This is a genomic window from Pseudomonas sp. 10C3, assembly GCF_036346185.1.
GTDB lineage: Bacteria > Pseudomonadota > Gammaproteobacteria > Pseudomonadales > Pseudomonadaceae > Aquipseudomonas.
Genome location: NZ_JASJVE010000007.1, coordinates 104702 through 130231, shown reverse-complemented (window position 1 = coordinate 130231; position 25530 = coordinate 104702). Strand labels below are relative to the sequence as shown.

Here is a 25530-nt window from a genome sequence, read left to right as displayed (position 1 = left end):
GAATCTTATTCTCATTACTGATTTACTGAAACGTTTTATCCCACTGAATTCCAAAATATTTTCTGATGATCACATCAATGCAAGTCATCCCCCCCTGCAGGAGCTGTGACTCAGATAAACCCGCCGCTCTAAACCTCCATGTCCAGCAACGCTGCCCCTAGCGCCTTTCCATGGGCATCCAGTGCCAGGGACCGGGTCACGCCCCCGCGCAGGATGCCGGGCAGGACGAAGTTCAGGGCATGGACATTGGGCAACTCATAGCGCCGAACGGGGCCTGCCGCCGGGTCGAGCAACTCGGCAAACCAGGCCGTGACGCGCTCGACGCTTAGCGCCTGACACAGGTGTGGATAGTCTTCGGCACGGTAGGCGATTACCGAAATATTTGAGGTGTCGCCTTTGTCGCCGGTACGGGAATGCGCCAACTCTCGCAGCTTGACGGTACTCATAAGGCATCCTCCAAATGGATTCGTGGGGTGACTGCATCACGGGGCAGGTACAGCGACGCAACTGCCACCACCTGACGAACGCTTTTGCTTGCCCCGCCACCGCCGCAAGGACCGTTGGTGTACAACGTTTCTACTTCATTGCCGACTCGCACCGCTTCGGCCCGATCAGTACAGCGCGCGGCCACCCGCAAACGCACTTCCCACGGTTCGCTGCTCGTACGTGAACCTAGCCCGGCCCCGTGCAGTGCATCGACGCCAATCAGTTCGGCGCGCACTTCGTCGTAGATCACGCCGGTCAGTTTCAACCGTTCGAGCACAACCTCACGGGCCAACTGTGCCCGGGCCACAGCCCCCGGCCCGCCATACGCGATCTGCCCTTCGCCGATCCAGCCATCGAGATAGCCCACCGACACCTTCAAGGTTTCAGGCCTTGGGTGCCCGTCTGCCCCTGCAATACGCACCCGGTCAACGCCCTCGGTGCTGAAGCTGACCGCAGAAAAATCAGCACTGACATCCGGCGTCAGGTACGCCGCAGGGTCGTGCACTTCATAGATCAGTTGTTCGGTGCAGGTGGCGGTGTCAATGCGGCCGCCCGTGCCCGACACTTTGCTGATCACTGCCTGCCCCAAAGCATCCACCTCGGCCAGCGGGAAGCCGAGCCGCGCCAGATCAGGAACATCCTTGTAACCGGGATCGGCAAAGTACCCGCCGCTGATCTGTCCGGCGCATTCGAGCAGATGCCCGACCAATGTGCCGCGACCCAACAAGGCCCAATCATCTTCAGCCCAGCCAAACTCGAACAACTGCGGTGCGAGGAACAACGATGGATCGGCAACCCTGCCAGTAATCACCACATCGGCGTCGGCCCGTAGCGCGTCGACGATGCCTGAAGCGCCCAGATAAGCATTGGCCGAGATCAGTCGTTCACCCAGCGAGCCCAGGCTTGCACCGTTGTCGAGTAACAAGGAAGGATCGGCCTGCAACGCATCAAGCACATCATCGCCGGTCAGAGCGGCGACTTTCAGGCTGTTCAACCCCAGCTCCGCAGCGATCCGCCGGACCTCACGAGCGGCCGCCATTGGGTTGGCGGCGCCCATGTTAGTGATCACGCGCAAGCGCCGGCGATTGCCATCAATGCCACGACCGACAAAAGGCAGCACCCGGCGCATACGCTCGCTCAGCAAAGGGTCGTAACCCGCCTCTGGATCAGCCAGACGGGCCTGCTGTGCCAGAGCAATAGTGCGTTCGGCCAGGCATTCAAAGACCAGATAATCCAGATCGCCCTGCTCGGCCAGTTCCACAGCCGGCTCAATGCGGTCACCCGAGTAACCGGCGCCAGAGCCAATGCGTAAGGTTTTCATGTCAGAAGACTCCCAGGAGCAACGCAGTCAGGGTCATTAACACCGACGCGGCGAACATAAAGGGGATGGTGAAACGCTGGTGATCGGCCAACTCGATCTTGCACAGGCCGACCAACAGAAAGGTCGCCGGCGTCAGCGGGCTGACTGGGAACCCGGTGGTATGTACGCCGAGCAACGAGGCCTGAGCCACCTGCAGCGGGTTGACGCCCAGCGCCTTGCCGACTTCAGCGATCACCGGCATCACACCGAAATAGAACGAGTCTGGATCGAACAGCAGGCTCAATGGCATGGACAGAAAGCCCACTACCGCCGGGATCAAATGACCGTGGCCAGCCGGGATCTGTGCCACCGCCACTTCAGCCATCGCTTTGAGCATGCCACTGCCCTGCATGATCCCGGTGAACACCCCGGCTGCCAGGAGGATGCTGGCCATGGTCAAGGCCGTTTTGGCGTGCGCATCGACGCGCTCCCGCTGGGCGTCGACGTTTGGGTAGTTGATGCACAGCGCCAATACGGTACCGAGCATGAACATCACCACTGGGTCGACCCAGCCAGCAATCATCACGCCCATCACCAACACGGTCAGCAGCAGATTGAGCCAGAACAACCGTGGCCGACGCAGCCCTTCTTCTTCCGCGCTGAGGGTACGCTGGGGAACCACATCAACCGTGACGCCAGCGCCAAGGCCAAGGCCAAGCCGACGCTCTTCGCGGCGACCAAGCAGCCAGGCGCAGGTGAAGACAAACACCAAACCCACGATCTGCACCGGAATCAGAGGTTGAAACAGGTCCGATACCGGCACATGCAACGCCGCCGAGGAGCGCAGCACCGGGCCGGTCCAGGGCAGGAAGTTAACCCCGGCCGCCATCGCCGTGACGCACGCAAGGATGCGCCGGTCCATGCCGAGACGGTTATAGAGAGGGAGCATGGCCGGGATAGTCACCAGAAAAGTGACCGCCCCCGAACCATCCAGGTGCACCAACAACGCCAGTAACGCGGTGCCGGTCACGATCCGTGTCGGTCGCGTCCCTACCGTGTGCAGGATCCGATCAATGATGGGATCAAGCATCCCGGCGTCCGTCATCACCCCAAAGAACAAGATGGCGAACACGAACATGCCCACCACCGGGGCCACGTTCTTGATGCCGGTAATGATGAAGGCACTGGTTTCCAGGCCGAAGCCGCCGATCAATGCAGCAATGATCGGCAACGCAATAAGTGCAACCAGTGGCGAGAGGCGTTTGCTCATTACAGCGGTGAGCAAACAGAGGATGGTGATAACACCGAGCGTGGCGAGCATGGGCAGGGTCCTGTGTGTCATTCCTGACCGCCTGGGGCAGTGGAATGAACCGTTGTTGTTTTCAACGAGTATTGAAAATCGGGGTAATCTTTGTAAATTGAAATGTTCACCGCATCTCGTTCGGAAAAACAGAATGAAGAACTCAATTCAGCATATCCGTGCCTTTCTCGCCGTGGCCCATAGCGGCAGCTTTGCCAAGGCGGCAGTCGCCTTGCATCTGTCGCCTTCGGCGCTAACCGTGCAGATTCAACAACTCGAAGACTGGCTGGGGGTGACACTGCTCGAGCGCAGTCCGCGTCAGGTCAGCCTCACGGCGGCCGGGCAGAAGACCTTGGGGCCGATGGAAAAACTACTATTGGACCTGGACAACATTGTTGCCGGCTCGCGGGATTTGGCGGCGCTACGCCGAGGTGTGGTGACCATCGCGGCCCTGCCCTCGATCTGCTCAGGCGCACTGCCTCCAGTACTGAAGCTGTTTCGCGAACAGTTTCCCGGGGTCGAGATACGCCTGCGCGATGTGGTAGCGCAACGTATCGACGCACTTGTGCGTGATGGCGAAGTCGATTTCGGTCTTGGGGTGCGAGCCCGGCTGGGACACGGCCTGGACTTTGAGGTGGTGATGGTGGATCGGTTGTGCCTGTTTATCCCAAGCGATCATCCGCTGGCATCACGCCAATCAGTAAGTCTCTCGGCGCTGACAGGTCAGCCGATGATCCTCACCGGACGCGACAGCAGCGTGCGCGAACGGGTGGAGCAGCTGTTCGCCGAAGAGGGTCTGCACCTGATACCAGGCCTGGAAGCCAACTATATGTCGACAGTGCTGGCCTTGGTCCGCCAAGGACTGGGGATGACCCTGCTGCCGGAGTCCGCCGACGATGGCCGTGGCGATCTGGCGCGTGTGCCAGTCGATCACCCTGGTGTCAGCCGAGAAATCGGCCTTATCACCCGCGCAGGTCAAAGCCTGAGCCCGGCGCCACAGCGGTTTGTAGAGCTGATGAGGTCGGTGCTGGATCAATCAGACCCACTGCCCACGACCTGAACCTAACCTGTACGAGCCTGCAAAAAATCCGAAACTTGAAAAAAATGATATTCTCATTCGGTAATGAGTATCATTATGTTGCAGATTCTCAAACGCGCAACAGCCTCCGTTGCGCATCTGGTTACACGCCCAGCAGCTCTTATTTTGGTGACACATGCTCGTTCCTTTTTTGATCATGCTGCGCGAAGGGATTGAAGCCGCGCTCATCGTTGGCATCATTGCCAGCTACCTGAAACAGACCGGCCGCGGAGAATGGATGCCCGCCGTGTGGATCGGTGTTTTTCTCGCGGCAGCCTTGGCGCTCCTGGTCGGGGGCGGCCTGGAATTGGTCAGCGCCGAATTCCCGCAAAAACATCAGGAGTTGTTCGAAGGCGTGATCGGCCTGGTGGCCGTGGGCATTCTCAGTTCGATGGTGTTCTGGATGCGCAAGGTCGCACGCTCCATCAAGCACTCATTGCACGCCTCTCTCGATGCCGCACTTGCCACCTCGAAAAATCAGGTTTACGCGCTGATCGCCATGGTGTTTTTCGCCGTCGCCCGTGAAGGGCTGGAGACTGTTTTTTTCCTGCTGGCGGTGTTCCAGCAGAGTGAGGGGACGGCAGCCCCGATGGGGGCCCTGCTCGGCCTGATCCTGGCCATCGGCGTGGGGTTTGCCATTTACAGCGGCAGCATGCGCCTGAATCTGGGCATGTTCTTCCGCTGGACCGGCCTGTTCATTCTGGTGGTCGCCGCCGGGATTCTCTCTACGTCGGTGCAAGCGCTGCATGAGGCCGGACTGTGGAATCACCTGCAAACAGTCGTGTTCGACATCAGCGCAGCGCTGCCAATGGACGGCCCATTAGGCTCGGTATTGGCCGGCATGTTTGGTTATCAAGATTCTCCGACCGTCAGCACCCTGAGCGTCTACCTGATCTACCTGATCGGCGCATTGGTGTTGTTCTTCCTGCCAGCGCCGGGGACTCAATCGGCTAAACCCGTGCTTCGCCAATCATCTTCCGCTACGAACGAATAAGGGTACCCATGTCGAATCTTCCCTCTGGGCTTCCTGAAAAAGCCAGGTCTCATAACGTCTTGCGATTGGCCGTAGTCGGCTCCGTGATCATCATGATCGCGGCCGGCGGGCTGTTCTACTATGCCTCCCGCGCTGCGATGCAAAAGCGCCAGGCTAATAACAGTGCCGAGACCCTCGTCAGCATTCATGCCCACAGCTGTGAGCCGAATGCGTTGACGGTACCTGCTGGACGCACCGCCTTTCGTATCGTCAACCGCTCCGAACGTGCCGTTGAGTGGGAAATCCTCGACGGTGTACTGGTGGTCGAGGAGCGCGAAAATATCGCGCCGGGGCTGAGCCAGGTGATCAATGCCAACCTGATGCCGGGCGACTACACCATCACCTGCGGCCTGCTGAGCAACCCACGCGGCACCCTGCATGTGACCCCCACCGCTGAATCCGACGCCAGCGCAAAGGCCCGGCCATCGATGGTCGCGTTTATCGGACCACTGTCCGAATACCGCGTTTATTTGAGCAGCCAGAGTTCAGCGCTGATCAAGGCCGTTACCGCCTTGCAACAGGCCATCGACGTAGCTGACCTGGATCAGGCACAAGCGGCTTACCTGCAGGCCCGAGTCGTCTATCAGCGGATTGCACCTGCCGCACAGCGCTTTGCCGATCTGGATAACGCCATCAACGCTCGTGCTGATTACTACGAAAAACGCGAACAAGACCCGGGCTTCAATGGCTTCCATCGCATTGAGTACGCCTTGTTCGATCAGCACAAAGTCGATGGCCTGGCGCTGACGGTGCAGCGTCTGCAAACCGACGTCACTGGCCTCAAGCAACAATTGATGGCGCAAACCATGGCCCCCGAGCAACTGGTTGGCATCATTACCCACAACATGCGCTCCCTGGCCGAAGTCCGCAGCAACGGCGAAGAAGAGCGCTACAGCCGTGCTGACCTGAGCGGTTTTGCCGCCAATCTGGAAGGTACACGCAAAGTCATCGACCTGTTGCGTCCGCTGCTGGCCAAGACAGCTGGCGAGCTGCTGCAAAGGATCGATGCGGCTTCAACGGCCTTTGGCGCTGAACTCGACAGCTTGAAAACCGAGAGCGGCTACCGCCCCTACGATCAAGTCGCGAATGGGCAGCGCCAACAGATAGCAGACAGCGCCAAAGCATTGGCCGACGCACTCGATGGAATCGATCCAGCCTTAGGCCTCAAGGGCCTCTAAGCAGTGTCCTTTCAGACCCGTAATAGAACGAAGACCTCATCACTATGAAAGATTCAGATATGTCCAACGCCCCGCTTTCAGCCCAACGTCGCCGCGTGCTTCTGGGACTCGGCGCGGCGGGTGCAGCATTGGCGGGTAGCAGCCTGAGCAGCAACGTTTTGGCGGCGTCCCAGGCGCAAGTCACCGAAGCGCCGCACAGCGAAAAGACCCAGGACCGTAACCTGTTCCATGGCCGTCACCAGACGGGCATTGTCACGCCTCGCCCGGCTGCGGGCATGCTCGTATCGTTCGACGTACTGGCTGCCGACCGCGAAGATCTGGAGCGTCTGTTCCGCACGCTGAACGAGCGTATTGCGTTCCTGATGACAGGAGGCGTCGTGCCGCAGGTCGATCCGAAATTGCCACCGGTGGATTCGGGCATCCTCGGTCCGGTGGTGACGCCGGACAACCTGACCATCACCGTGTCGGTCGGTGAGTCGCTGTTCGACGAGCGTTTCGGCCTGGCGTCGGTCAAGCCCACGCGCCTGATCCGGATGATTGGCTTCCCTAATGACGCGCTGGAGCCTGACCGCTGCCACGGTGACTTGAGCATTCAGTTCTGCTCCAACACCCCCGACAGCAATATTCACGCCCTGCGTGACATCGTCAAAAATCTGCCCGACTTGTTGTTGGTGCGCTGGAAGCAGGAAGGCACCGTGCCGGCTCAGGCCCCCGTCAAACCCGGGCAGCCCGCAGAGAGTGCACGTAACTTCCTCGGTTTCCGCGACGGTTCAGCCAACCCCGATTCCAACGATCAAAAAGCCATGGACTACCTGGTCTGGGTTCAACCCCGCAGCGATGAGCCCGCATGGGCTGTCAGCGGTAGCTATCAGGCAGTGCGGATCATCCGTAACTTCGTCGAGCGCTGGGACCGGACGCCACTGCAGGAACAGCAAGCGATCTTTGGCCGGGTCAAGACCAGCGGCGCGCCGATGGATGGCAAGCAGGAGACCGACGTGCCGAACTACGCTGCCGATCCCCACGGCAAGCAGACTCGCCTGGACTCACATATCAGGATGGCCAACCCACGCACCGCCGACACTGAACGCAACCGGATTTTGCGCCGCCCGTTCAACTACTCCAATGGCGTGAGCAAGAACGGTCAGCTCGACATGGGCCTGTTGTTCATCTGCTACCAGTCCGATCTGGAAAAAGGCTTTATCACCGTGCAAACCCGCCTCAATGGCGAACCTCTGGAGGAGTACCTGAAGCCCATTGGCGGTGGCTACTTCTTCACGTTGCCCGGTGTCGTCGGCGATCAGGATTACCTCGGTCGGTCGCTGCTTGCCGCCTCCACACCGACGAAAACGCTTTGACCCACACTAATTTCACCCGGAAAAGTCCCATGAAAAAGTCGCCTCTCGTTGTGATGCTTACCTTTGGCTTGCTCCAGACTCCCTTGGCCGCCTTCGCCGCGACAGCGCCGCTGGACCTGGTGGGACCGATCTCGGACTACAAAATCTACGTCACCGAACAGCTTGATGAGCTGGGTAGCCACACCCAACAGTTCACCGATGCCGTGAAAAAAGGCGACCTGGCCACCGCCAAAAAACTGTATGCGCCGACTCGCGTTTATTACGAGTCCGTTGAGCCCATCGCCGAGTTGTTCAGCGACCTGGATGCCTCCATCGATTCACGCGTTGATGACCACGAAAAAGGCGTGACCGCTGAAGACTTCACCGGTTTCCACCGCATCGAATACAGCCTGTTCTCCGAGAACAGCACCCAGGGCCTGGGCGAACTGGCCGACAAACTCAACGGCGATGTCAAAGACCTGCAAACACGCGTTGCCGGCCTGACCTTCCCACCTGAAAAAGTGGTTGGCGGTGCGGCAGTGCTGCTCGAAGAAGTCGCTGCCACCAAGATTTCCGGTGAAGAAGACCGTTACAGCCACACTGACCTGTATGACTTCCAGGGCAACATCGACGGCGCCAAAAAAATCGTCGACCTGTTCCGCCCGCAGATCGAAAAGCAGGACACGGTGTTTGCCGCCAAAGTCGACAAGAACTTTGCGACGGTCAACAAGATCCTGGCCAAATACAAAACCAAAGACGGTGGCTACGAGACGTATGACAAAGTCAGTGCAAATGACCGCAAGGCACTGATTGGCCCGGTCAACACCCTGGCTGAAGACCTGTCCACCTTGCGTGGCAAGCTGGGTCTGAACTGAGTGAAAAGCAGCTTCAGTATCCAGGAATCCTGAAGCTGCTCCCCTGAAGGCTGCGATCAACTGTGCAGCGGTTGCTTTAACTCCCGCTAAACCAGTTATAGCCCTGGTCTTCCCAGTACCCGCCCGGGTATTCATTGGTCACGAAGAGTTCGACGATGTGCTTGGGATTCTTGAACCCCAACTTGGTCGGCACCCGCACACGCAATGGATAACCATAATCCGGTGGCAGTGCTACTTGGCCGAAATCCAGCGCCAGCAAAGTTTGTGGATGCAGCGCGGTCGGCATGTCCAGGCTTGAGTAGTATTTGTCAGCACATTTGAACCCGACGAATTTTGCCGTGGTGTCCGCGCCAATGTGTTCCAGAAACGTGCGCAAAGGGACCCCGCCCCATTGGCCAATCGCGCTCCAGCCCTCGACGCAGATCAGCCGCGTGATGTCGGTGCGTTGCGGCAGCTTGCGCAAGTTTTCCAGGGTCCAGGGTTGCGTGTCACGCACCAACCCGGACACCGCCAGACGGTACGTGGAAAGATCGACCTCGGGCACATTGTATTCAGGGTAGAACGCATTGAACGGGAACGGACTGGTGACCTTTGCCAGATCGTAGGTCGGCGCCAGACGTTGACCGCTGAACAGCCAGGCCTGAACCCGGTCGTTCCAGCGCGACATGGCCCACAAAGTTTTATCCACAGCATCGTCACTCTCCAGGTTGCAGCCCGTGAGCATCGACATTGCACCGATCGTCAGCCCGGCGCGCAGAAACGAGCGCCGTTGAATATTGATCAATTGGGTCTGCTGCGCCGGTTCCAGGCGCAAACCAGGTGGCCGCTGTTTGGGTTCAGTCATTGGAATTCTCCCGAGTACCACCGGTAATCATCGGCACAAATGTACGTGGCACCAGCAGTACCAACACCAAATGGACGACGACGAATGCACCGATCCCGGCCATGGCGCCAAAATGCACGAAACGAGCGAAGTCGTACCCGCCCAGCAAGCTACACAGCACCTGCAACTGGACCGGCTTCCAGATCGACAGCCCGGACAAGACCACCAGCACGCCCAGCGCCAACACCAGCCAATACGACAACCGTTGCACGGCGTTGTAGCGCCCCTGTTGGTGAGCCAGACGCAAGCGCAGGGCATCCCCCAGATCACGCCTCACCGCGTCCACTGAAATCGGTAACAAATCGCGTTTGAAGTGCTGACTGAACACGCCGTACAACACGTATGCCAGGCCGTTGATCACCAGCAGCCACATCACTGCCAGATGCCAAGCGATGGAACCACCGAGCCAACCGCCCAGAGTTATCTCGCGGGGGAAGCGGAAAGAGAATAAAGGTGAAGCGTTGTAGATGCCCCAGCCGCTCATGAACATGCCAACCATGCCCAGCGCGTTGAGCCAATGCGTAAGCCGCACTGGCCAGGGATGGATATGTCGAGTGCTCATGGCGGTCTCCTGTGGTGTCTGAATCCGACGCCCTCGCTCTGCGTTACATCGGTGGCGTGAAACCATCCTTGCCCACGGCAATACCGCGCGCGGATTTACCGTCATCGGCCGGGAACAGAACGATCTTGGCACCGGCTTTCAGTGCGCTGCGCTCGCCAGGTTGAACGTAGGCGATCGGCACGTCTTCTGGCACGACCAGCTGTTTTTCGCCGCCCTTATAGAGCACGGTCAAGGTGCGACCATTGGTTTTTGCCAGCGTACCAACCGTGCCGTTGGTCATGGTGCCGGTACTGCCGTCGGCATTTTCCCAACCGTAGTGGCCTTCACCGCTGCCTTTGAGGCTAGCTTCGAACACGGTAACTTCCAATGCTTTCAACGTGCCATCAGCCTGCGGTGTGGCCGCCGAACCGATAAAGCTGTCAGTTTTGATCGAATCCAGGCTGGTTTTTGAAATCAAGCGAATCGTCGTCTTGTCGGTCAAGCCGATGCTCTGATGTTGACCGGCACGGTTGGTGAAATTCAACGTATCAGCCTGGAGGCTATCAACAGTGCCGCGCATGGGCTTGACCACTGGCATGTCGGCGGCCTGGGTCATGACTGCGGCGCTGAGCAGAAGCAAGCCGAACGTTGTGGACAGTGCATTCTTCATGTCGATACCTGGTTGAGTGAGTTAGCAGCCATCATCACCCTGGAACCCGCACGGCAGCATGACCGCCGAATGACATTTTTGTCATTCGGCGCAGGTAGATCGCGCATGACAAAAATGTCACCGACACCCTCATGGCACTTGGTTAAACTCCAACCCTGCCCAACGCTCCTCGTTGGAAACGCTCCAGCCTGTGTGAAGAACATGGAGACCCAACGGTGCACATCCTGCTCATCGAAGACGACACCAAGACCGGCGAGTACCTGAAAAAGGGCCTTGGCGAGTCGGGTTATAAAGTCGACTGGACCCAACACGGCACCGATGGCCTGCACATGGCCCTCGAACAGCGCTATGACTTGATCGTGCTCGATGTGATGCTGCCAGGCATCGATGGCTGGCAGATTATCGAAGTGCTGCGCGCCAAACAGGATGTGCCCGTGCTGTTCCTCACTGCGCGCGATCAATTGCAGGATCGCATTCGTGGCCTGGAGCTGGGCGCCGACGACTATCTGGTAAAACCGTTTTCCTTCACTGAGTTGCTGCTGCGCATCCGCACCGTGCTGCGTCGGGGCGTGGTCCGCGAGCCGGATCATTTTCATATCGCCGACTTGGAGCTGGACCTGCTGCGACGCAGGGTGACCCGCCAGCAACAGGTGATCGTCCTGACCAACAAGGAATTCGCGCTGTTGCATCTGCTGCTGCGCCGCGAAGGCGATGTGCTGTCCAGGGCACAGATCGCCTCGGAGGTCTGGGACATGAACTTCGACAGCGACACCAATGTGGTCGATGTCGCGATCAAACGTCTGCGCAGCAAGATCGACCTGCCCTACCCGGTCAAACTCATCCATACCGTGCGCGGCATCGGTTACGTCTGCGAGGTGCGGCCATGCGGTCCCGACGCCCGCCATCCCTGACCCTGCGCACCACACTCGCATTCGCCCTGGTGGCGATGCTCACCGTGGCTGGCGCCGGCCTGTATCTTTACGTATCGATAGAACGGACCGTGATGCAGCGCAGCGACCATGCCGTGCTGGCCCGGCTCGATCATTTTCGCAAACTGCTGCGCTACGACCTGACCCTCGACAAACTTGAGAGCAGTCCGCAACTGTTCGAAAACATGCTCGACAGCGAAGAAGACATTTTCATCATCGGTGAACCGGGCAAGCCCCCGGTGATTTCGGTCAATCCGTCGCACGCGCCGCTGCCACAGGTACCGGTGGTCGGCCAGGATCAAGCCCTCAACGACACCGACCTGCGCAGTGGGATGAGCCTGGAAGGCGTGCCCTTGCGCGCCGCATCCGTGCAGGCGCTGTCGGGCAACACCGAGGTGCACCTGCTGGCCGCGCATGTAATGGTCAAGGAAATGGCCATGCTCGCCAGTTTCAGACAGCGCATCTACGTGGCCATGACCCTGGCTTTCGTCATCGCCGCGCTGCTCGGTTATCTGTTGTTACGCCGTGGTTTACGCCCGTTGCGGCGAATGGCGGCACACGCGGCAGACATCACCCCGGCGACGCTCGACAGCCACAGAGGTAGCCGCCTGGACAGCCACGACACACCCGTGGAGCTGCATCAACTCAGCGACGCTTTCAACGCCATGCTTGATCGCCTGGCCGACGGTTATCAGCGGCTGATGCAGTTTTCCGCAGACCTGGCCCATGAGATTCGCACACCTGTCGGCTCACTGATGGGGCATTGTCAGGTTGCGTTGCGCCAGACCCGCAGCGTGGATGAATACCAAGCGTTGCTGGCCTCGAATCTTGAGGAGTTGGAGCGGATTTCCCGACTGGTCGAGAGCATCCTGTTCCTCGCCCGGGCTGATGACGCACAAGCCGTGCTCGAACGTCAGCCACTGAATCTGGAAGACGAACTGCAGCGCGTCGCCGGTTATTTCGAAGGGTTGGCAGAAGAGCGTCAATTGCGCATCCAGACTTCTGGCGGCGGGACCTTGAACGCCGACCCGATCCTTCTGCGGCGGGCGTTGAGCAATCTGGTGGCCAATGCCATTCGCTACGCCGATGCGGACAGCGAGATTCTGGTGCGCGTCGACAGGCGCGATAGCGAATGGCTGATCCAGGTGGAGAATCAGGGTCCGGTGCTGGCGCCTGCGGCCTTGACCCGGTTGTTCGACCGTTTCTACCGCGGCGACGCTTCACGCCATCAACGCTCCGACTCCAATGGTCTGGGGTTGGCCATTGTCGCCGCGATCATGCATCTGCATGGCGGACGCGTCACCGTCGCGCAACCGGTTGCCGCACCGATTCGGTTTACCCTGGTCTTTCCGGCTTGACCCCACTCAAGCCTTCTTGTCATGGGTAATTGTCAGCTTGTAGAACGTCGCCGCCCCGCCTTCAGTGGTGTAGCCCGTATTGTCCTGAACGTAGACGCCTGCCTTGAAGTACAAAAGCCGGGTGCTCCAGGATGAATCCAGAGCTGCGGTCCAGACATGGTCGAATGCGTTGACGGTCAGGTTGCCGTTGGGCGTCAGGTGAATGGTGTAGGTGAAGCGCTGATTCATCGGCACCTGTTCGGCAATGATGATGACCTCAGGCTCCACGCCGGGTGCGCGTCGAAACTTGACAACGATGTTGCCGGTCTTGAGCTTTTCCTTGTACTGGTATTCGAGCTTGAGCAACGGCTCCGCGCTTTGGTAACAATGAATCTGACCAATCACGATTTTGCCCGTCGAGGGTACCTGACTGACCAACAGCGCGGCACGCAGGACGTTGTCTGCCTGGGGAAATTTCCAGTTGCTGACGCTGCCATCGGCCTTGGTCTCGCGCAGTTCGGTCCGGGGATATATCGCATTTTCAGTTCTGGAGCCGGTTACCGGCACCCAAAAGAACAAGGTGTCCCCCGAGCGGAAGTAACCATCCTGATAACCACCCACCAGTGTTGGCGTATCAATGGTGACGGCGGGAGGACCGACAGGGACGGAGAGGTTCCAGGTAGCGAGATCGATCATTCAAGACTCGAAGGGGTGCGGCTTGCGCACCAGCAAGGACGGATCGTTAAAGGTGGTGTGCAACCACCCAGCGGTGTTGTCCTTGCTATCGGCTGAATCGATGATTGTTGAAATTAAATCGCCGACCTAATGACGTCAAAAAACAGGCGATCCGCTGTAAGGCCACTATTACGGCATCATTTGATGACGACATCAGGATGAATAAAAGGTTCACCACAGACTGCATTAACAAAGGCGCCAGGTCCGAAACCTTGCGTCATTTTTTTGAATAAAAGCGCGATAAAGGCGCCCAATACCGTTTTTTATTACCGACAAACGGTAGTCATCTATTCAAACTCCACTGCTTTTTTTTCCAGTGAAAAGCTCTGTATCGGGCATCTTGCGTGTGGAAGGGAATGGTCACAGAGTCATGGAGATGGGCACTCACGGACTTCAGCCATGTGTGATTGCCTGGACAAGCAAGATGACGGTTGACGGCGCTGCAACAGTGTTACAAACTATTTATAGTTAGCAAGCTAATAATGTGATTTCAAACTATTATCACTGGCAACGCCATGACTCTCGATATTCTCCAAATGAGCATCAGCCGCGGCATCGTGGCAGCATCCCGTCACTGGCGGCGCATCTGTCACACGACGCTCGTCGACTACGGCATCTCCGAAGCGTGCGCGATGCCTTTGTTGATGATTCTGCGCTTGGGCGACGGCGTGCGCCAAGTGACAGTGGCCCAGGCCGCCGGGATGGAAAGTCCATCGCTAGTGCGTTTGCTTGATCAATTATGTGCAGCTGACGTGGTCTGTCGCACCGAAGATCCCACAGACCGCCGCGCCAAATCCTTGAGCCTGACCGAGAATGGCCGCGCGCTGGCGTTGTCGATTGAAAATGAGTTGATTCGTCTGCGCAGGGACGTGCTCAAAAATGTCGACGTCGCGGATCTCGAAGCCACCCTGCGGGTGCTGAAGGCATTTGAAGATGCCGGCCATCACAGCACGGTATGGGCATCTTGAGCGGTTTTTTTACCGGGGTACCGCCGGCACGTGACTGGTTCTATGGCGTGCGTACCTTCGCCGCCTCAATGATCGCGTTGTATATCGCATTGATCATGGAAATGCCTCGGCCTTATTGGGCCATGGCCACGGTCTATATCGTTTCCAGTCCCTTTGTTGGCCCGACCAGTTCCAAGGCGCTCTACAGGGCGCTGGGGACCTTTGTCGGCGCGGCGGCGGCCGTTTTTTTCGTGCCATTGTTCGTGCAGACCCCGTTCTTGCTGGCCATCGTGATCGCTCTCTGGACCGGGACCTTGCTGTTCCTCTCGCTGCACCTGCGCACGGCCAACAGTTACGCGCTGATGCTCGCGGGCTACACCCTGCCGCTGATTGCCTTTCCGGTTGTGGATAACCCGCTGACAGTGTTCGACATTGCGGTGTCACGCACTGAGGAGATTGTCCTCGGGATCGTCTGTGCCGCCGTGGTGGGCGGCATGTTCTGGCCGCGCCGGCTGGCGCCCGTGATGCTGGGGGCGGCTGACAACTGGTTTGCCGACGCCAGCGCTTACAGTGAGCTATTTTTGGCGCGCACCCTGGCCCCGGAAGACATCGGCCGCCTTCGCACCTCGATGGTTGCTACTTTCAATACGCTGGAACTGATGATCGGTCAGTTACCTCACGAAGGTGCGCGCCCTCAGACAATGCGCAACAGTAAAGAATTGCGTGGACGGATGATTCACCTGTTGCCGGTTGTCGATGCATTGAACGACGCCCTTTTGGCACTGGAAAAACGCACACCCGAACAGGCCGAACGCCTCGCGCCGCTGCTGGCAGAGACCTGCGCCTGGTTGCATAGCACCCGTGAGGGCGCGCCGGTCGAACATTGGCAAGCGCTACGCGATCATCTGGAGCGCTTGCAACCCAGCTCGACGCAGCTGGATGATCGGCATCAGTTGCTACTGTCCAACGCCCTCTACCGACTCGGCGAATGGATCGATCTGTGGCAGGACTGTCGCAGCCTGCAACATGCGTTGCGCACTGACGACCAGTCCTCGTGGCGCGCGGTCTATCGGCACTGGCGGCTGGGCCGGCTGACGCCGTTTTTTGATCGCGGCTTGATGCTGTATTCGGTGTTTTCCAGCGTCACCGCAATCATCGTCGCGTCAGTGTTGTGGATTCTGTTGGGCTGGACCGATGGCGGCAGCGCGGTGATTCTGGCTGCGGTGGCGTGCAGCTTCTTCGCCGCCATGGACGACCCCGCACCGCAGATCTATCGCTTCTTTTTCTGGACCGCAATGTCGGTGCTGTTCGCCAGTCTCTATCTGTTCCTGGTGCTGCCCAACCTGCATGACTTCCCGATGCTGGTGCTGGCCTTCGCCATCCCCTTCATCGTCATCGGCACCTTGACCGTGCAGCCCCGCTTCTACTTGGGGACCTTGCTGACCATCGTCAATACGTCCTCATTCATCAGCATTCAGGGCGCCTACGACGCCGACTTCCTGGCCTTCGTCAACACCAACCTGGCGGGGCCAGTGGGGCTGTTATTCGCGTTTGTCTGGACCCTGGTGGTACGCCCCTTCGGCGTTGAATTAGCCGCCAAGCGCCTGACCCGCTTCAGTTGGCACGATATTGTCACCCTGAGCCAGCCGGCGACACTGGCCGAGCATCGGCGCATGGGCGTGCAGATGCTCGACCGCCTGATGCAGCATTTACCGCGCCTGACCATCACCGCTCAGGACACCGGGGTTGCCCTGCGCGAACTGCAGGTCGCCCTCAACTTGCTGGATTTGCAGGCGTATATCCATCGGGTACACGCAGTCCCCCAAGCGCTGCTACAGCAGGTGATCGATGAGGTCGGCGTTTATTTTCAGGCCTGCCTCAACGCCCGCCAACGCTTGCCCGCGCCCAAAGGTCTGTTGATGACCATGGACCGCGCACGGCGCTCATTGACCGCGCAATGGATGGACGACGATCCAACCCGCACTCACCTGCTGCATGCGTTGAGTGGCCTGCGCCTGGCGCTGCTGCCTGGCGTCGAAATAATGGCCACCGGTGAGGCCAAAGAACAACCGCCCTATGGCATCGACGGAGCGCCTTTATGATCGGTGATCTGGATATCAGCGGGGTGATCGTGCCCACGCTGATGGTACTGATGGGCATCACGTATTTGCTTTATCTAGTGGTGCACGCACTGCTGACACGCGCCCACTTCTATCGCCTGGTCTGGCACCGGGCATTGTTCAACGTAGGTCTATACGCTGTGTTGCTCGGCGCTGTGGATACTCTCAGTCGATACCTGATGAAATGAAAAAACCCTTACTGACATTGGGCCGAGTGGTCCTGACCCTGCTTATCGTGACCTTCGCCACTGTCGTGGTCTGGCGCATGGTGATGTATTACATGTTTGCGCCCTGGACCCGCGACGGTCGTATTCGCGCCGACGTGGTGCAGATTGCCCCAGACGTTTCCGGCCTGATTCAGAAGGTCGAGGTGACCGACAACCAGGTGGTGACCAAGGGCCAAGTCCTGTTCACCATCGACCAGGACCGCTTTCGTCTGGCCCTGCGTCAGGCCAAGGCGACGGCGGCCGAACGCCAGGAAACCTATGAACAGGCCCGCCGTGAAAACAAACGCAACCGGGGCCTGGGCAATCTGGTCGCCCAGGAACAACTCGAAGAAAGTCAGTCTCGCGAAGCGCGTGCATTGTCGGCCTTGAGCGAGTCACAGGTTGCGGTCGATGCCGCACAACTGAACCTGGACCGCTCGGTGATCCGCAGCCCGGTGGACGGTTACCTCAACGACCGCGCACCGCGTTCGCAGGAGTTTGTCACCGCTGGCCGCGCCGTTCTGTCGGTGGTCGACGGCACCTCGTTCCATATCGACGGCTACTTTGAAGAAACCAAGCTGTCTGGTATCCACATCGGCCAGGCTGTGGATATCCGCGTGATCGGTGATAGCGCACGCTTGCGCGGTCATGTGCAGAGCATCGTCGCCGCTATCGAAGACCGTGATCGCAGCAGCGGCACCAACCTGCTACCCAACGTCAACCCGGCGTTCAGCTGGGTGCGGCTGGCACAACGGATTCCCGTGCGAATCGCCTTCGACAGCGTGCCGGATGACTTTCGCATGATCGCCGGGCGTACCGCGACGGTGTCGATCATCGAGGACGCTCACCCTCGGGAGACCGCGCAATGAAACAAGGCGCACGTCTGGCGACCGTAGCCCTGGGTTTGCTGTTGTCCGCCTGCCAGATGGTGGGGCCGGACTATCATCTGCCCAAGGATGCCGCACTGAACCGCCCGGATTTGCAGGGCAAAATCGCGGGTCAGGGTGCCAATGCGATGTCAGCGCCGGTACCGGCAGATTGGTGGCGACTGTATCAGGACCCTCGGCTCGATGAGCTGGTACGTCAGGCCATGGCCTCCAACACCGACCTGCGGGTAGCGGCCGCCAATCTGGCCCGGGCCCGAATGCAAGTGGAGGAAGCCCAGTCTTTGGGGGGATTCCACAGCGGGGTAAAAATGGGCGCACAACGCTTGCAGGAATCGGGTGAAGCCTTTCTGTTAGCCGATAAAGTGCCCGTGGCCAATGTCGGCGACATCGGCATCAGCACCTCTTACCAGTTCGATCTGTTCGGCACCCTGCAGCGCGGCATCGAAGGCGCACAAGCCAGTGCCGATGCGACCCAAGCCGCAGCGGACACCGCGCGCATCACCCTGGTGGCCGACGTAGTACGCGCCTACACCCAGGTCTGCGCCGCCAATGAAGAGCAGAACATCGCCCTGCATTCGCTGGACCTGCAACAGCAAAGCCTGACCATGACCCAGCGCCTGCGCGACGCGGGGCGCGGGGATGAAACCCAAGTCACCCGCTCACAAACCCAATTCAAATCCCTGCGCGCCGAATTGCCCCGCTACAACGCCGCCCGTCAAGCCGGACTGTTCCGCTTGTCGATGCTGCTGGCCAAACCGCTGGCACAACTGCCTGCTGGCGTGACGACATGCGCTGAACTGCCCCACATCGCGCAGCTCATGCCCGTCGGCGACGGTGCCGCATTGCTCAAACGCCGGCCTGATATTCGTCAGGCCGAGCGTCGACTGGCAGCCGCCACCGCAGAGATTGGTGTCGCCACCGGCGCGCTGTACCCGGACATCAGCATCGGCGCGAGCATTGGCACCGTTGGTATTCTGAGTAACCTCGGCCAACCGGCCACTAATCGCTGGGGCTTTGGGCCCTTGCTGAGCTGGACGGTGCCATCGAACGGCTCCCGTGCGCGGATCCATGAAGCCGAAGCCTCGACCCAAGCCGCACTGGCGCATTTCGATGGCGTGGTACTCAACGCGATCCGCGAAGCCCAGACCGGTCTGGCGCAATACACCGCCTTGCTGGAGCGGCGTGAGGCGCTGGCCGACGCCGAACAGTCGGCCCGGCAAGCGGCCGATCAGACTCACCGTTTCTTCCAGGCTGGCCGCGCCTCGTTCCTTGCCGACCTCCAGGCTACACGCACCTATACTGATGTTCGTGCCCAATTGGCTTCGGCTAACACCCAAGTCGCCATGGGCCAGATCGATCTGTTTTTGGCTTTAGGTGGGGGTTGGGAGAATGGCCGTACGGCGGTGGTGAATAAATGACCGATATCACCGCTTTTCCCGGTCCGGTTTGAACCTGCTCGTCATCCTGCTGCCAGAATAGATATCACCCACTGATTGTAGGAGATTACATGCAAACCCTCGAATTGGCTGGCGCATCCGTCCCCGTCATCGGCCAGGGCACCTGGCACATGGGCGAAGATCCGCATCAACGAAAACATGAAGTGGCCGCGTTGCGTTTGGGCATCGAACACGGCATGACCCTGATCGATACCGCTGAAATGTACGCAGAAGGCGGTGCCGAGGAAGTGGTCGGTGAGGCCATCGCCGGGCAGCGCGACCGCGTGTTTCTGGTGAGCAAGGTTTACCCACACAACGCAAGCCGCACCGGCATAGTAGAGGCGTGTGAACGAAGCTTGCGACGCCTCGGCACAGAACACATCAACCTGTACCTGCTGCACTGGCCCGGCCAACACCCACTGGAAGAAACCGTCGAAGCCTTCGAACGCCTGCGCGAAGCCGGCAAAATCGGTGGCTGGGGCGTCTCCAATTTCGACGTCACCGACATGGCGCACTTGGCCAACCCGGCCTGCGCGACCAATCAGGTGCTCTACAACCTCGAACAACGCGGCATCGAATTCGATCTACTGCCTTGGGCGCAGATCCACCTCATGCCGCTGATGGCCTACTGCCCCATCGCTCAGGCCGGGCACCTGCTGAAAAACCCGGTGCTGCAAGACATCGCTGCCCGACATGACGCCACCCCCGCGCAGATCTGCCTGGCCTGGGTGCTGCGCAATAAAGGCGTCATCGCGATTCCCAAAGCCGTCAAGCCCGAGCACATACGCCTCAACGCTGCTGCCGCACAATTGACCCTGACCGCAGAAGACCTGCACGCCATCGACAGCGCCTGGCCTGCGCCCACTCGCAAGCGGGTGCTGGCGATGGTGTGAGCCACTGCTTAAGCGGTCACGGACACACCCGACTATCCGCCGAACAGCCTCATCAGCGTGCGGCGGATTACCACGGGAGGAAGCACTACGCCATTGGGTCGCGATCAGCTTCTTGGTAGACCCCCGCGATATCAGTATTGTCTGGCCGCGAAGGGATCATCGCCAGTTGCACTTTGACGTTATTCTCTTTATGAGCCCTCCAGCGCTTGAGGCTCGCCTCAAACGCTGGCGACTGCGCAGCATTGCCATAAACATCGGCCGGTTTTAGTTTGGTGGCGGTCAATTTCCCCAAGCGGCCAATGGTCGTATTGAGGCGACTTCTTTCTGCTCCAAGGCGGGTTGTTGTATGACTTGAGCCCTCATCGAAACTACGTGCATTACTGCTCACGGGCGTATTTGCATATCGCAGTGTCCTCAATGGATTCACAACCGAGGTCCCAGAGAATGGAAGACTTTTCGCCATCACTGAACGTCACCGGCATGAAATGCTGCTGTTTCCCATGATGCCGATAAGGCTCGCCACCCATACGTCCAAGCCCAAAACCGAACAGCAGCCAGCCGTAGGGAAACTTCCTCGGACGGCAATCAGAATGATTTCGTCATGATGGCTAACAAACGCCTGGGTTTCGGTACCCCCGATCAATTCCGGCTCGGTGTAGAAGTGCAGCCTGGCCGGAGGTTCCTAATTAAAAGGGGGGCTCGAACTCTCCATGCACAATTGAAGGATCCACTTCATCATAGTCTTTACGGGTAATCCACATTGCTTGAAAGGTGCTGAGCGAAGCGAGTATAGAACCACCAATCCAAACGCTGTATTTACGTTCAGGTGGTGCAACAACCTTAATTTTCATGGTGGAAGGTGCTTGCTTGGTGATTTCCTTTTGCAGCCTTTCAGCCATGCCCGAAAACATTGTAGAGCCACCAGTTAGAACGATGTTGCTATAAAGATCTTTTCGAATATCAACATCGCACTTCATGATACTGTTATAAACCACCTCATGAATTCCTGCGAATTTGAATCCAGTCAGTGAAGGTTTAAACAACACCTCCGGGCACCGGAAACGTTCGTCACCCACAGTGATTTCTTGGCCATCTGCCAGTTCATACGATTCCTGAAGACTGCTGGAGGTCGCTGCGCCTTCCATTTCAGCCTCAAAATCCATTGCGACGTAACACAGCTTTTCTTTGATCTCCTGAACAATTGAAGACTCTGCCGTTGTGGCAAAAGAGTAGCTGCGTTCTGACAGTATTTTAACCAGGTAGGCCGTCAGGTTTCGCCCTCCAATGTCCGTCCGCAAGACTGCGTGAGGTAAAGCATAGCCTTCGTAAATCGGAACAGCATGAGTAACGCTATCGCCCACCTCCAAAACTATCCCCGTTGTACGTCCTGAGGCATACAGAGCCAAAACCGCTTGAATCGAGACATAACAAGCGCGGCAATTAAATACCTCAAATAATATTTTAACCATTTTCTCCCGGCTACTACGTGGGTTAAGCGGCGGCTCCGTCAAGAGTATGTCATGCTCGGCAGGTTTCACTTTTAATACGTTGTCAAATACATGGTGTAGAATGAGCTCGAAATCGTCCCAGTCAGTGATGAAGCCATACTTTACCGGCCAGCTAAGTTTTAATGTATCTTTTTTAGCTAGCGCTTCCTCACCCACGTACACTGCCTTTTGGTTTGCATCAGCCGATTCTGGCCTGCCTACTACGGTGGGAAATATCGCTGCCGGACTGGCGTCACCTGCAAAACCTACCTTCATCGTGCTACTGCCAATATCAATAACTATCGCGCAGACTTCTTCACTCATGATGTATTGCTCCTATTATTGAATAACAGCGGGCAGTCGCAATGATATTTGCATTAGCCCCAGTGATTGAGCGCATGGTCGTCATCATGCTGCCCGTTGCTCACGTACAGTTTCTCCAATAAGGTTTTTTCCGTCTACTGTCATATATGACAGTGATCTATTCTCTTTTCGAATACTTTCTTATCTTTTTATAGTCATATTTATGAATGCTTTCGAGCATTCCGAATTCCGTGATCTGATCTGCCGCGGCCAGCGACCCGTCCGGTGGAAGCTTGAGTTAGGGAAACTCTGAAAAAGGTTTCCAAATATGGTTCATCTAAAAAAGCCGGTATTTCCGATATTTCAGTGAATTACTTTATTTCTGAGCGCTTGACGCCCGATTTTCCGGCAAAAAGAAGGGCCTACTTCAGACCTTCCCTAGCAGGGTAAACACGCCGCGCTGATCAATCGCTTAAACGAAGATTTTATTCGCCACAAGAAGGAAAAATATGGCCTTCCGTTGGCGGTCTGGAGGGCGTGCGAGGTTCAGGATAGTTATTGCCGCTGCGAATTTTCTTGAAAAGTCGTACCGGGGGCGGAAAGAGATTGGCCGCAGCGTACTGTTCATCCGAACGAAAAACCGCATTACTCAAGAAACCCCGGCGTCCGCCGACCTCTAGGTACGACCTTCAAGTTCGGGGCAATCCCGGCCTTGAAGAACAGGGATGTCTTTGCCGCACCCGTTCCCACGTGGAATGCCTTCTTCTTGGCCATGAGAGCCCCCCCATGTTCTTGCAAAAATCGCTGAGAGCCCAGATTCTGGCGTTGCTCGGTGGCAGCCTGTTGGCGATCCTGCTGATCGCGCTGGCCTGTTTTCATTTCCTCTCCAATAGCGTGCAGAACTACAAAGGCCTGATCGACGGGCCGTTGCACACATCCCAACTGATCGATGAGGCCAACCTCCAATTCAAAATTCAGGTACAGGAATGGAAGAACGTCCTGCTGCGTGGCAAGGAACCGGCAGAGCTGAATAAATACTGGGGACAATTCGAGGAGCGCCAACGTGAGGTGCAAGACATCCTTGGGCGCCTCGCCAACCAGACGCCCCCCGAGTTGAAAACCCGGATCGAGAAACTGCGCGAAGCCCATCAAGTGCTGGGCACCGCGTACCAGAAAGGCCGCGATGCATTTATAGCCTCTAACGGCGACCCTGTTGTAGGTGATACGGCAGTCAAAGGCATGGATCGGTCCGCCAGTGAACAAATGAGTGAGCTGGTCGCCCAATTACGCGAGCAGGGCAGCCAACAATCCGAGCACATCAGCGCAGACGCAAACCAAACAATTCTCCTGGGTATTGCGGTGATGCTGGTGTCCGGGCTGTTGATCGGACTGCTGAGCCTGTGGCTGGTCAATCGCAATCTGATCGATCCAGTTCGACGATTGATCGAATACGTCGCCCAGCTCAGCCAAGGTAAATTCGGTGACCGCGTCAGCACCGAGCGTCAGGATGAGCTAGGCCGTCTGGCCGTGGCCGCCAACACGCTTCGAGACTTTCTGGCAGAGACCTTCAACCGTTTGAAGGTCAGCGCTACGGACCTGGATAGCGCCAGCAGTGAGTTGAATGCGATTGCACAACTGATCGCTCAGGGCACCAACGAGCAGTTCGAGCGCACCGATCAGGTCGCCACGGCCATGAACGAAATGTCCGCCACCGCGCAAGAAGTGGCTCGACACGCAGAGCAGGCCGCCACTGCGGCAGACGCCGCCGACCACAGCGCCCAGCAAGGCGAACAGGTCATGCAGACAACCATTGCCGCGATTACTCACATGCGTGGCGAGATATCCAATACAGCCTCGGTCATCCGTCAGTTGGAAACCGACAGCGGAAGAATTGGTAAAGTACTCGAAGTCATTCGCGGTATCGCCGAGCAGACCAACCTGTTAGCCCTGAACGCGGCCATTGAAGCGGCGCGCGCCGGCGATGCAGGACGCGGGTTTGCCGTTGTCGCCGATGAAGTCCGCAGCCTGGCACAGCGCACCGCGGCCTCAACTGCCGAAATCAATCAAATCATCCACACCGTACAGACTGGCGCCCTCGACGCAGTGAAAGCGATTGAGGGTGGCCAGTCTCGCAGCGAAGAAAGCGTCGAGCAGGTCACCGAAGCAGGCCATATGCTGCATCGCATCACCGAAGCGGTCGAGGCGATCCGCGACATGAACCGACAGATCGCCACGGCGGCCGAAGAGCAAACCTCGGTCGCCGAAGATATCTCGCGCAATCTGGTAGAGATTACCCAAATCGCCAGCGCCAATCAGGACAATGTAAAACGCACCGAAACGGCCAGCCGTAACCTGCACAGCGTGTCGGGTCAGTTGAATGAGGTGACAGCACGGCTGAGTGCCTGAGACACCGATTGAACTGTAACAAAACTGTCAAAACAGATTGCCATGATGCGGTTTTAGCAATCCTGCGTCCCTGACAGGCGTATTCAGGTCAGCGAGCATCCATGAACAACAGCATCGTGCACGATCATCAGGATTCAGACTTGTTCGGCTTGATCTATGGGTTTCGTTTCCTCCCCGGTGAGCGGGGTCGGGAAATCGATTCGGCCGCCGCCCTGGAGTGCCTGCACACTCCGGGCGACCCCGAAGAATTCATCTGGCTGCACCTGAACCTGGCCCATGCAGGCTGCCAACGCTGGATGAAATCGCATCTGGAACTACCGGAAGAGTTTTTCGAAGCCCTGCATGAAGGGTCACGCTCGACACGCATCGAACACATCGACTCGTCGCTACTGGCAGTGGTCAACGATGTGGTGTTCAACTTCGGCATGGTGTCTTCAGACATCTCTACCTTGTGGGTCTGCACCCGCAGCCACATGATGATCAGCGTCCGCTTGCAGCCCCTGCATTCGGTAGACAGGCTGCGTCACTCGGTAAAACGCGGGGAGTTTTTCCGCTCGCCGCTGGAGCTTCTCGTGCATTTGCTGCGCGATCAAGGCGAAGTCCTCGAACAGATTGTGAGGAAAACCACGGTCAGCGTCGATCAAATCGAAGACCAACTGTTGTCTTCACGCCTGAGCGATAACCGCGCAGACCTGGGTGCCATGCGCCGGGTGCTGGTGCGCCTGCATCGGCTATTGGCCCTGGAACCCCGGTCCCTGTTGCGCCTGCTCAACCGCCCACCGGCCTGGTTCCAGAAAGAAGACGTGCAAGAGCTGCGTAAATCCACCGATGAATCCGCACTGGTGATCAGCGACCTCACCGCACTGGGCGAGAGGATCAAGCTGCTGCAGGAAGAAATCGCCGCCAAGCTCAACGAGCAGAGCAGCCGCACCCTGTTCACCTTGACCGTGGTCACCGTGCTGGCGCTGCCGATCAATATCATCGCCGGCTTCTTCGGGATGAACGTCGGCGGCATTCCACTGGCCACTGACCCCGAAGGCTTTTGGGTACTGGTGGCGTTGGTCGCGACGTTCACCCTGCTCGCGGGTCGCTGGGCCTTTCGCAAACGCGACGACTACTGAAGCGCGCAAGCATTCAGCGCACGGCTCGCGCCAAGAGCCGTTCAC

At 58.2% G+C, this 25530-nt stretch carries 24 protein-coding genes; 15 read left to right on the top strand and 9 right to left on the bottom strand.

Annotated elements, in window-relative coordinates; all coding sequences use genetic code 11:
- Nucleotides 1-128: 128 nt before the first annotated feature.
- The 3 genes from QN399_RS08650 to QN399_RS08640 are packed head-to-tail and all read right to left on the bottom strand — an operon-like array spanning nucleotide 129 to nucleotide 3107.
- On the bottom strand, nucleotides 129-446 hold the full coding sequence (locus QN399_RS08650) for a hypothetical protein (protein ID WP_322178314.1): 318 nt from the start codon (nucleotides 444-446) through the stop codon (nucleotides 129-131).
- Nucleotides 443-1807: an acyclic terpene utilization AtuA family protein gene (locus tag QN399_RS08645; RefSeq protein WP_322217153.1), complete on the bottom strand. Its 1365-nt coding sequence runs from the start codon at nucleotides 1805-1807 to the stop codon at nucleotides 443-445. The genes QN399_RS08650 and QN399_RS08645 overlap by 4 nt, the downstream gene beginning before the upstream one ends.
- 1 nt (nucleotide 1808) lies before the next feature.
- Entirely contained in the window at nucleotides 1809-3107 is a 1299-nt protein-coding gene (locus QN399_RS08640; protein WP_322183067.1) for a citrate:proton symporter, read from the bottom strand.
- Nucleotides 3108-3240: 133 nt separating this feature from the next.
- Between QN399_RS08640 and QN399_RS08635 the strand changes: the two genes are divergently transcribed.
- From QN399_RS08635 to efeO (QN399_RS08615), 5 genes are all read left to right on the top strand, one after another.
- Nucleotides 3241-4146: a LysR family transcriptional regulator gene (locus tag QN399_RS08635; protein ID WP_322178312.1), complete on the top strand. Its 906-nt coding sequence runs from the start codon at nucleotides 3241-3243 to the stop codon at nucleotides 4144-4146.
- 154 nt (nucleotides 4147-4300) lie between these two features.
- Nucleotides 4301-5158, top strand: coding sequence for an iron uptake transporter permease EfeU (gene efeU, locus QN399_RS08630; RefSeq protein ID WP_330200829.1), 858 nt, complete (start codon nucleotides 4301-4303; stop codon nucleotides 5156-5158).
- An 8-nt stretch (nucleotides 5159-5166) separates the two neighbouring features.
- Complete coding sequence (efeO, locus tag QN399_RS08625) at nucleotides 5167-6375, top strand: iron uptake system protein EfeO (RefSeq protein WP_322178310.1); 1209 nt, start codon at nucleotides 5167-5169, stop codon at nucleotides 6373-6375.
- Between the two features lie 44 nt (nucleotides 6376-6419).
- Nucleotides 6420-7730, top strand: coding sequence for an iron uptake transporter deferrochelatase/peroxidase subunit (efeB, locus tag QN399_RS08620; protein WP_330200828.1), 1311 nt, complete (start codon nucleotides 6420-6422; stop codon nucleotides 7728-7730).
- Between the two features lie 29 nt (nucleotides 7731-7759).
- Nucleotides 7760-8584 carry an iron uptake system protein EfeO gene (efeO, locus tag QN399_RS08615; RefSeq protein WP_322178308.1) on the top strand — a complete coding sequence of 275 codons (825 nt, stop codon included), beginning with the start codon at nucleotides 7760-7762 and terminating at the stop codon, nucleotides 8582-8584.
- Between the two features lie 76 nt (nucleotides 8585-8660).
- On the opposite strand, the gene QN399_RS08610 is transcribed toward efeO (QN399_RS08615), so the two are convergent.
- From QN399_RS08610 to QN399_RS08600, 3 genes are read right to left on the bottom strand one after another with little or no spacing between them, the layout of a single operon-like run.
- A complete protein-coding gene (locus QN399_RS08610) occupies nucleotides 8661-9428 on the bottom strand; it encodes a molybdopterin-dependent oxidoreductase (RefSeq protein WP_322178307.1) in 768 nt (255 codons plus the stop codon).
- A complete protein-coding gene (locus QN399_RS08605) occupies nucleotides 9421-10029 on the bottom strand; it encodes a cytochrome b/b6 domain-containing protein (protein ID WP_322178306.1) in 609 nt (202 codons plus the stop codon). The genes QN399_RS08610 and QN399_RS08605 overlap by 8 nt, the downstream gene beginning before the upstream one ends.
- A 43-nt stretch (nucleotides 10030-10072) precedes the next feature.
- A complete protein-coding gene (locus QN399_RS08600; protein WP_322178305.1) occupies nucleotides 10073-10678 on the bottom strand; it encodes a hypothetical protein in 606 nt (201 codons plus the stop codon).
- Nucleotides 10679-10893: 215 nt separating this feature from the next.
- On the opposite strand from QN399_RS08600, the gene QN399_RS08595 reads away from it, so the two are divergent.
- Nucleotides 10894-11589: a heavy metal response regulator transcription factor gene (locus tag QN399_RS08595; protein ID WP_322178304.1), complete on the top strand. Its 696-nt coding sequence runs from the start codon at nucleotides 10894-10896 to the stop codon at nucleotides 11587-11589.
- Complete coding sequence (locus QN399_RS08590) at nucleotides 11562-12965, top strand: heavy metal sensor histidine kinase (protein ID WP_330200827.1); 1404 nt, start codon at nucleotides 11562-11564, stop codon at nucleotides 12963-12965. The genes QN399_RS08595 and QN399_RS08590 overlap by 28 nt, the downstream gene beginning before the upstream one ends.
- A 6-nt stretch (nucleotides 12966-12971) precedes the next feature.
- Here QN399_RS08590 and QN399_RS08585 read toward each other — a convergent pair whose 3' ends face one another.
- Nucleotides 12972-13640: a polysaccharide lyase family 7 protein gene (locus tag QN399_RS08585; RefSeq protein WP_322178302.1), complete on the bottom strand. Its 669-nt coding sequence runs from the start codon at nucleotides 13638-13640 to the stop codon at nucleotides 12972-12974.
- A 554-nt stretch (nucleotides 13641-14194) separates the two neighbouring features.
- On the opposite strand from QN399_RS08585, the gene QN399_RS08580 reads away from it, so the two are divergent.
- The 6 genes from QN399_RS08580 (at nucleotide 14195) to QN399_RS08555 (ending at nucleotide 20168) form a co-directional block, all read left to right on the top strand.
- Complete coding sequence (locus tag QN399_RS08580; RefSeq protein ID WP_322178301.1) at nucleotides 14195-14647, top strand: MarR family winged helix-turn-helix transcriptional regulator; 453 nt, start codon at nucleotides 14195-14197, stop codon at nucleotides 14645-14647.
- Nucleotides 14644-16728: an FUSC family protein gene (locus tag QN399_RS08575; protein WP_322178300.1), complete on the top strand. Its 2085-nt coding sequence runs from the start codon at nucleotides 14644-14646 to the stop codon at nucleotides 16726-16728. The genes QN399_RS08580 and QN399_RS08575 overlap by 4 nt, the downstream gene beginning before the upstream one ends.
- Complete coding sequence (locus QN399_RS08570; protein ID WP_219061446.1) at nucleotides 16725-16934, top strand: DUF1656 domain-containing protein; 210 nt, start codon at nucleotides 16725-16727, stop codon at nucleotides 16932-16934. The genes QN399_RS08575 and QN399_RS08570 overlap by 4 nt, the downstream gene beginning before the upstream one ends.
- A complete protein-coding gene (locus QN399_RS08565) occupies nucleotides 16931-17821 on the top strand; it encodes an efflux RND transporter periplasmic adaptor subunit (RefSeq protein WP_322178299.1) in 891 nt (296 codons plus the stop codon). Before QN399_RS08570 ends, QN399_RS08565 begins: the two co-directional genes overlap by 4 nt.
- The gene (locus QN399_RS08560; protein ID WP_322178298.1) at nucleotides 17818-19257 is read left to right on the top strand and encodes an efflux transporter outer membrane subunit; all 1440 of its coding nucleotides are present in this window, start codon (nucleotides 17818-17820) and stop codon (nucleotides 19255-19257) included. The genes QN399_RS08565 and QN399_RS08560 overlap by 4 nt, the downstream gene beginning before the upstream one ends.
- An 89-nt stretch (nucleotides 19258-19346) precedes the next feature.
- A complete protein-coding gene (locus QN399_RS08555) occupies nucleotides 19347-20168 on the top strand; it encodes an aldo/keto reductase (RefSeq protein WP_322217171.1) in 822 nt (273 codons plus the stop codon).
- 85 nt (nucleotides 20169-20253) lie between these two features.
- Here QN399_RS08555 and QN399_RS08550 read toward each other — a convergent pair whose 3' ends face one another.
- Nucleotides 20254-20556 (bottom strand): hypothetical protein, encoded by a 303-nt coding sequence (locus tag QN399_RS08550; RefSeq protein WP_330200826.1) that lies wholly within the window; start codon nucleotides 20554-20556, stop codon nucleotides 20254-20256.
- A gap of 298 nt (nucleotides 20557-20854) precedes the next feature.
- Entirely contained in the window at nucleotides 20855-21979 is a 1125-nt protein-coding gene (locus tag QN399_RS08545) for an actin, cytoplasmic 2 (RefSeq protein ID WP_330200825.1), read from the bottom strand.
- Between the two features lie 765 nt (nucleotides 21980-22744).
- Between QN399_RS08545 and QN399_RS08540 the strand changes: the two genes are divergently transcribed.
- Entirely contained in the window at nucleotides 22745-24364 is a 1620-nt protein-coding gene (locus QN399_RS08540) for a methyl-accepting chemotaxis protein (RefSeq protein ID WP_330200824.1), read from the top strand.
- A 101-nt stretch (nucleotides 24365-24465) separates the two neighbouring features.
- Nucleotides 24466-25485 (top strand): transporter, encoded by a 1020-nt coding sequence (locus QN399_RS08535; RefSeq protein ID WP_322178293.1) that lies wholly within the window; start codon nucleotides 24466-24468, stop codon nucleotides 25483-25485.
- Nucleotides 25486-25530: the final 45 nt, after the last annotated feature.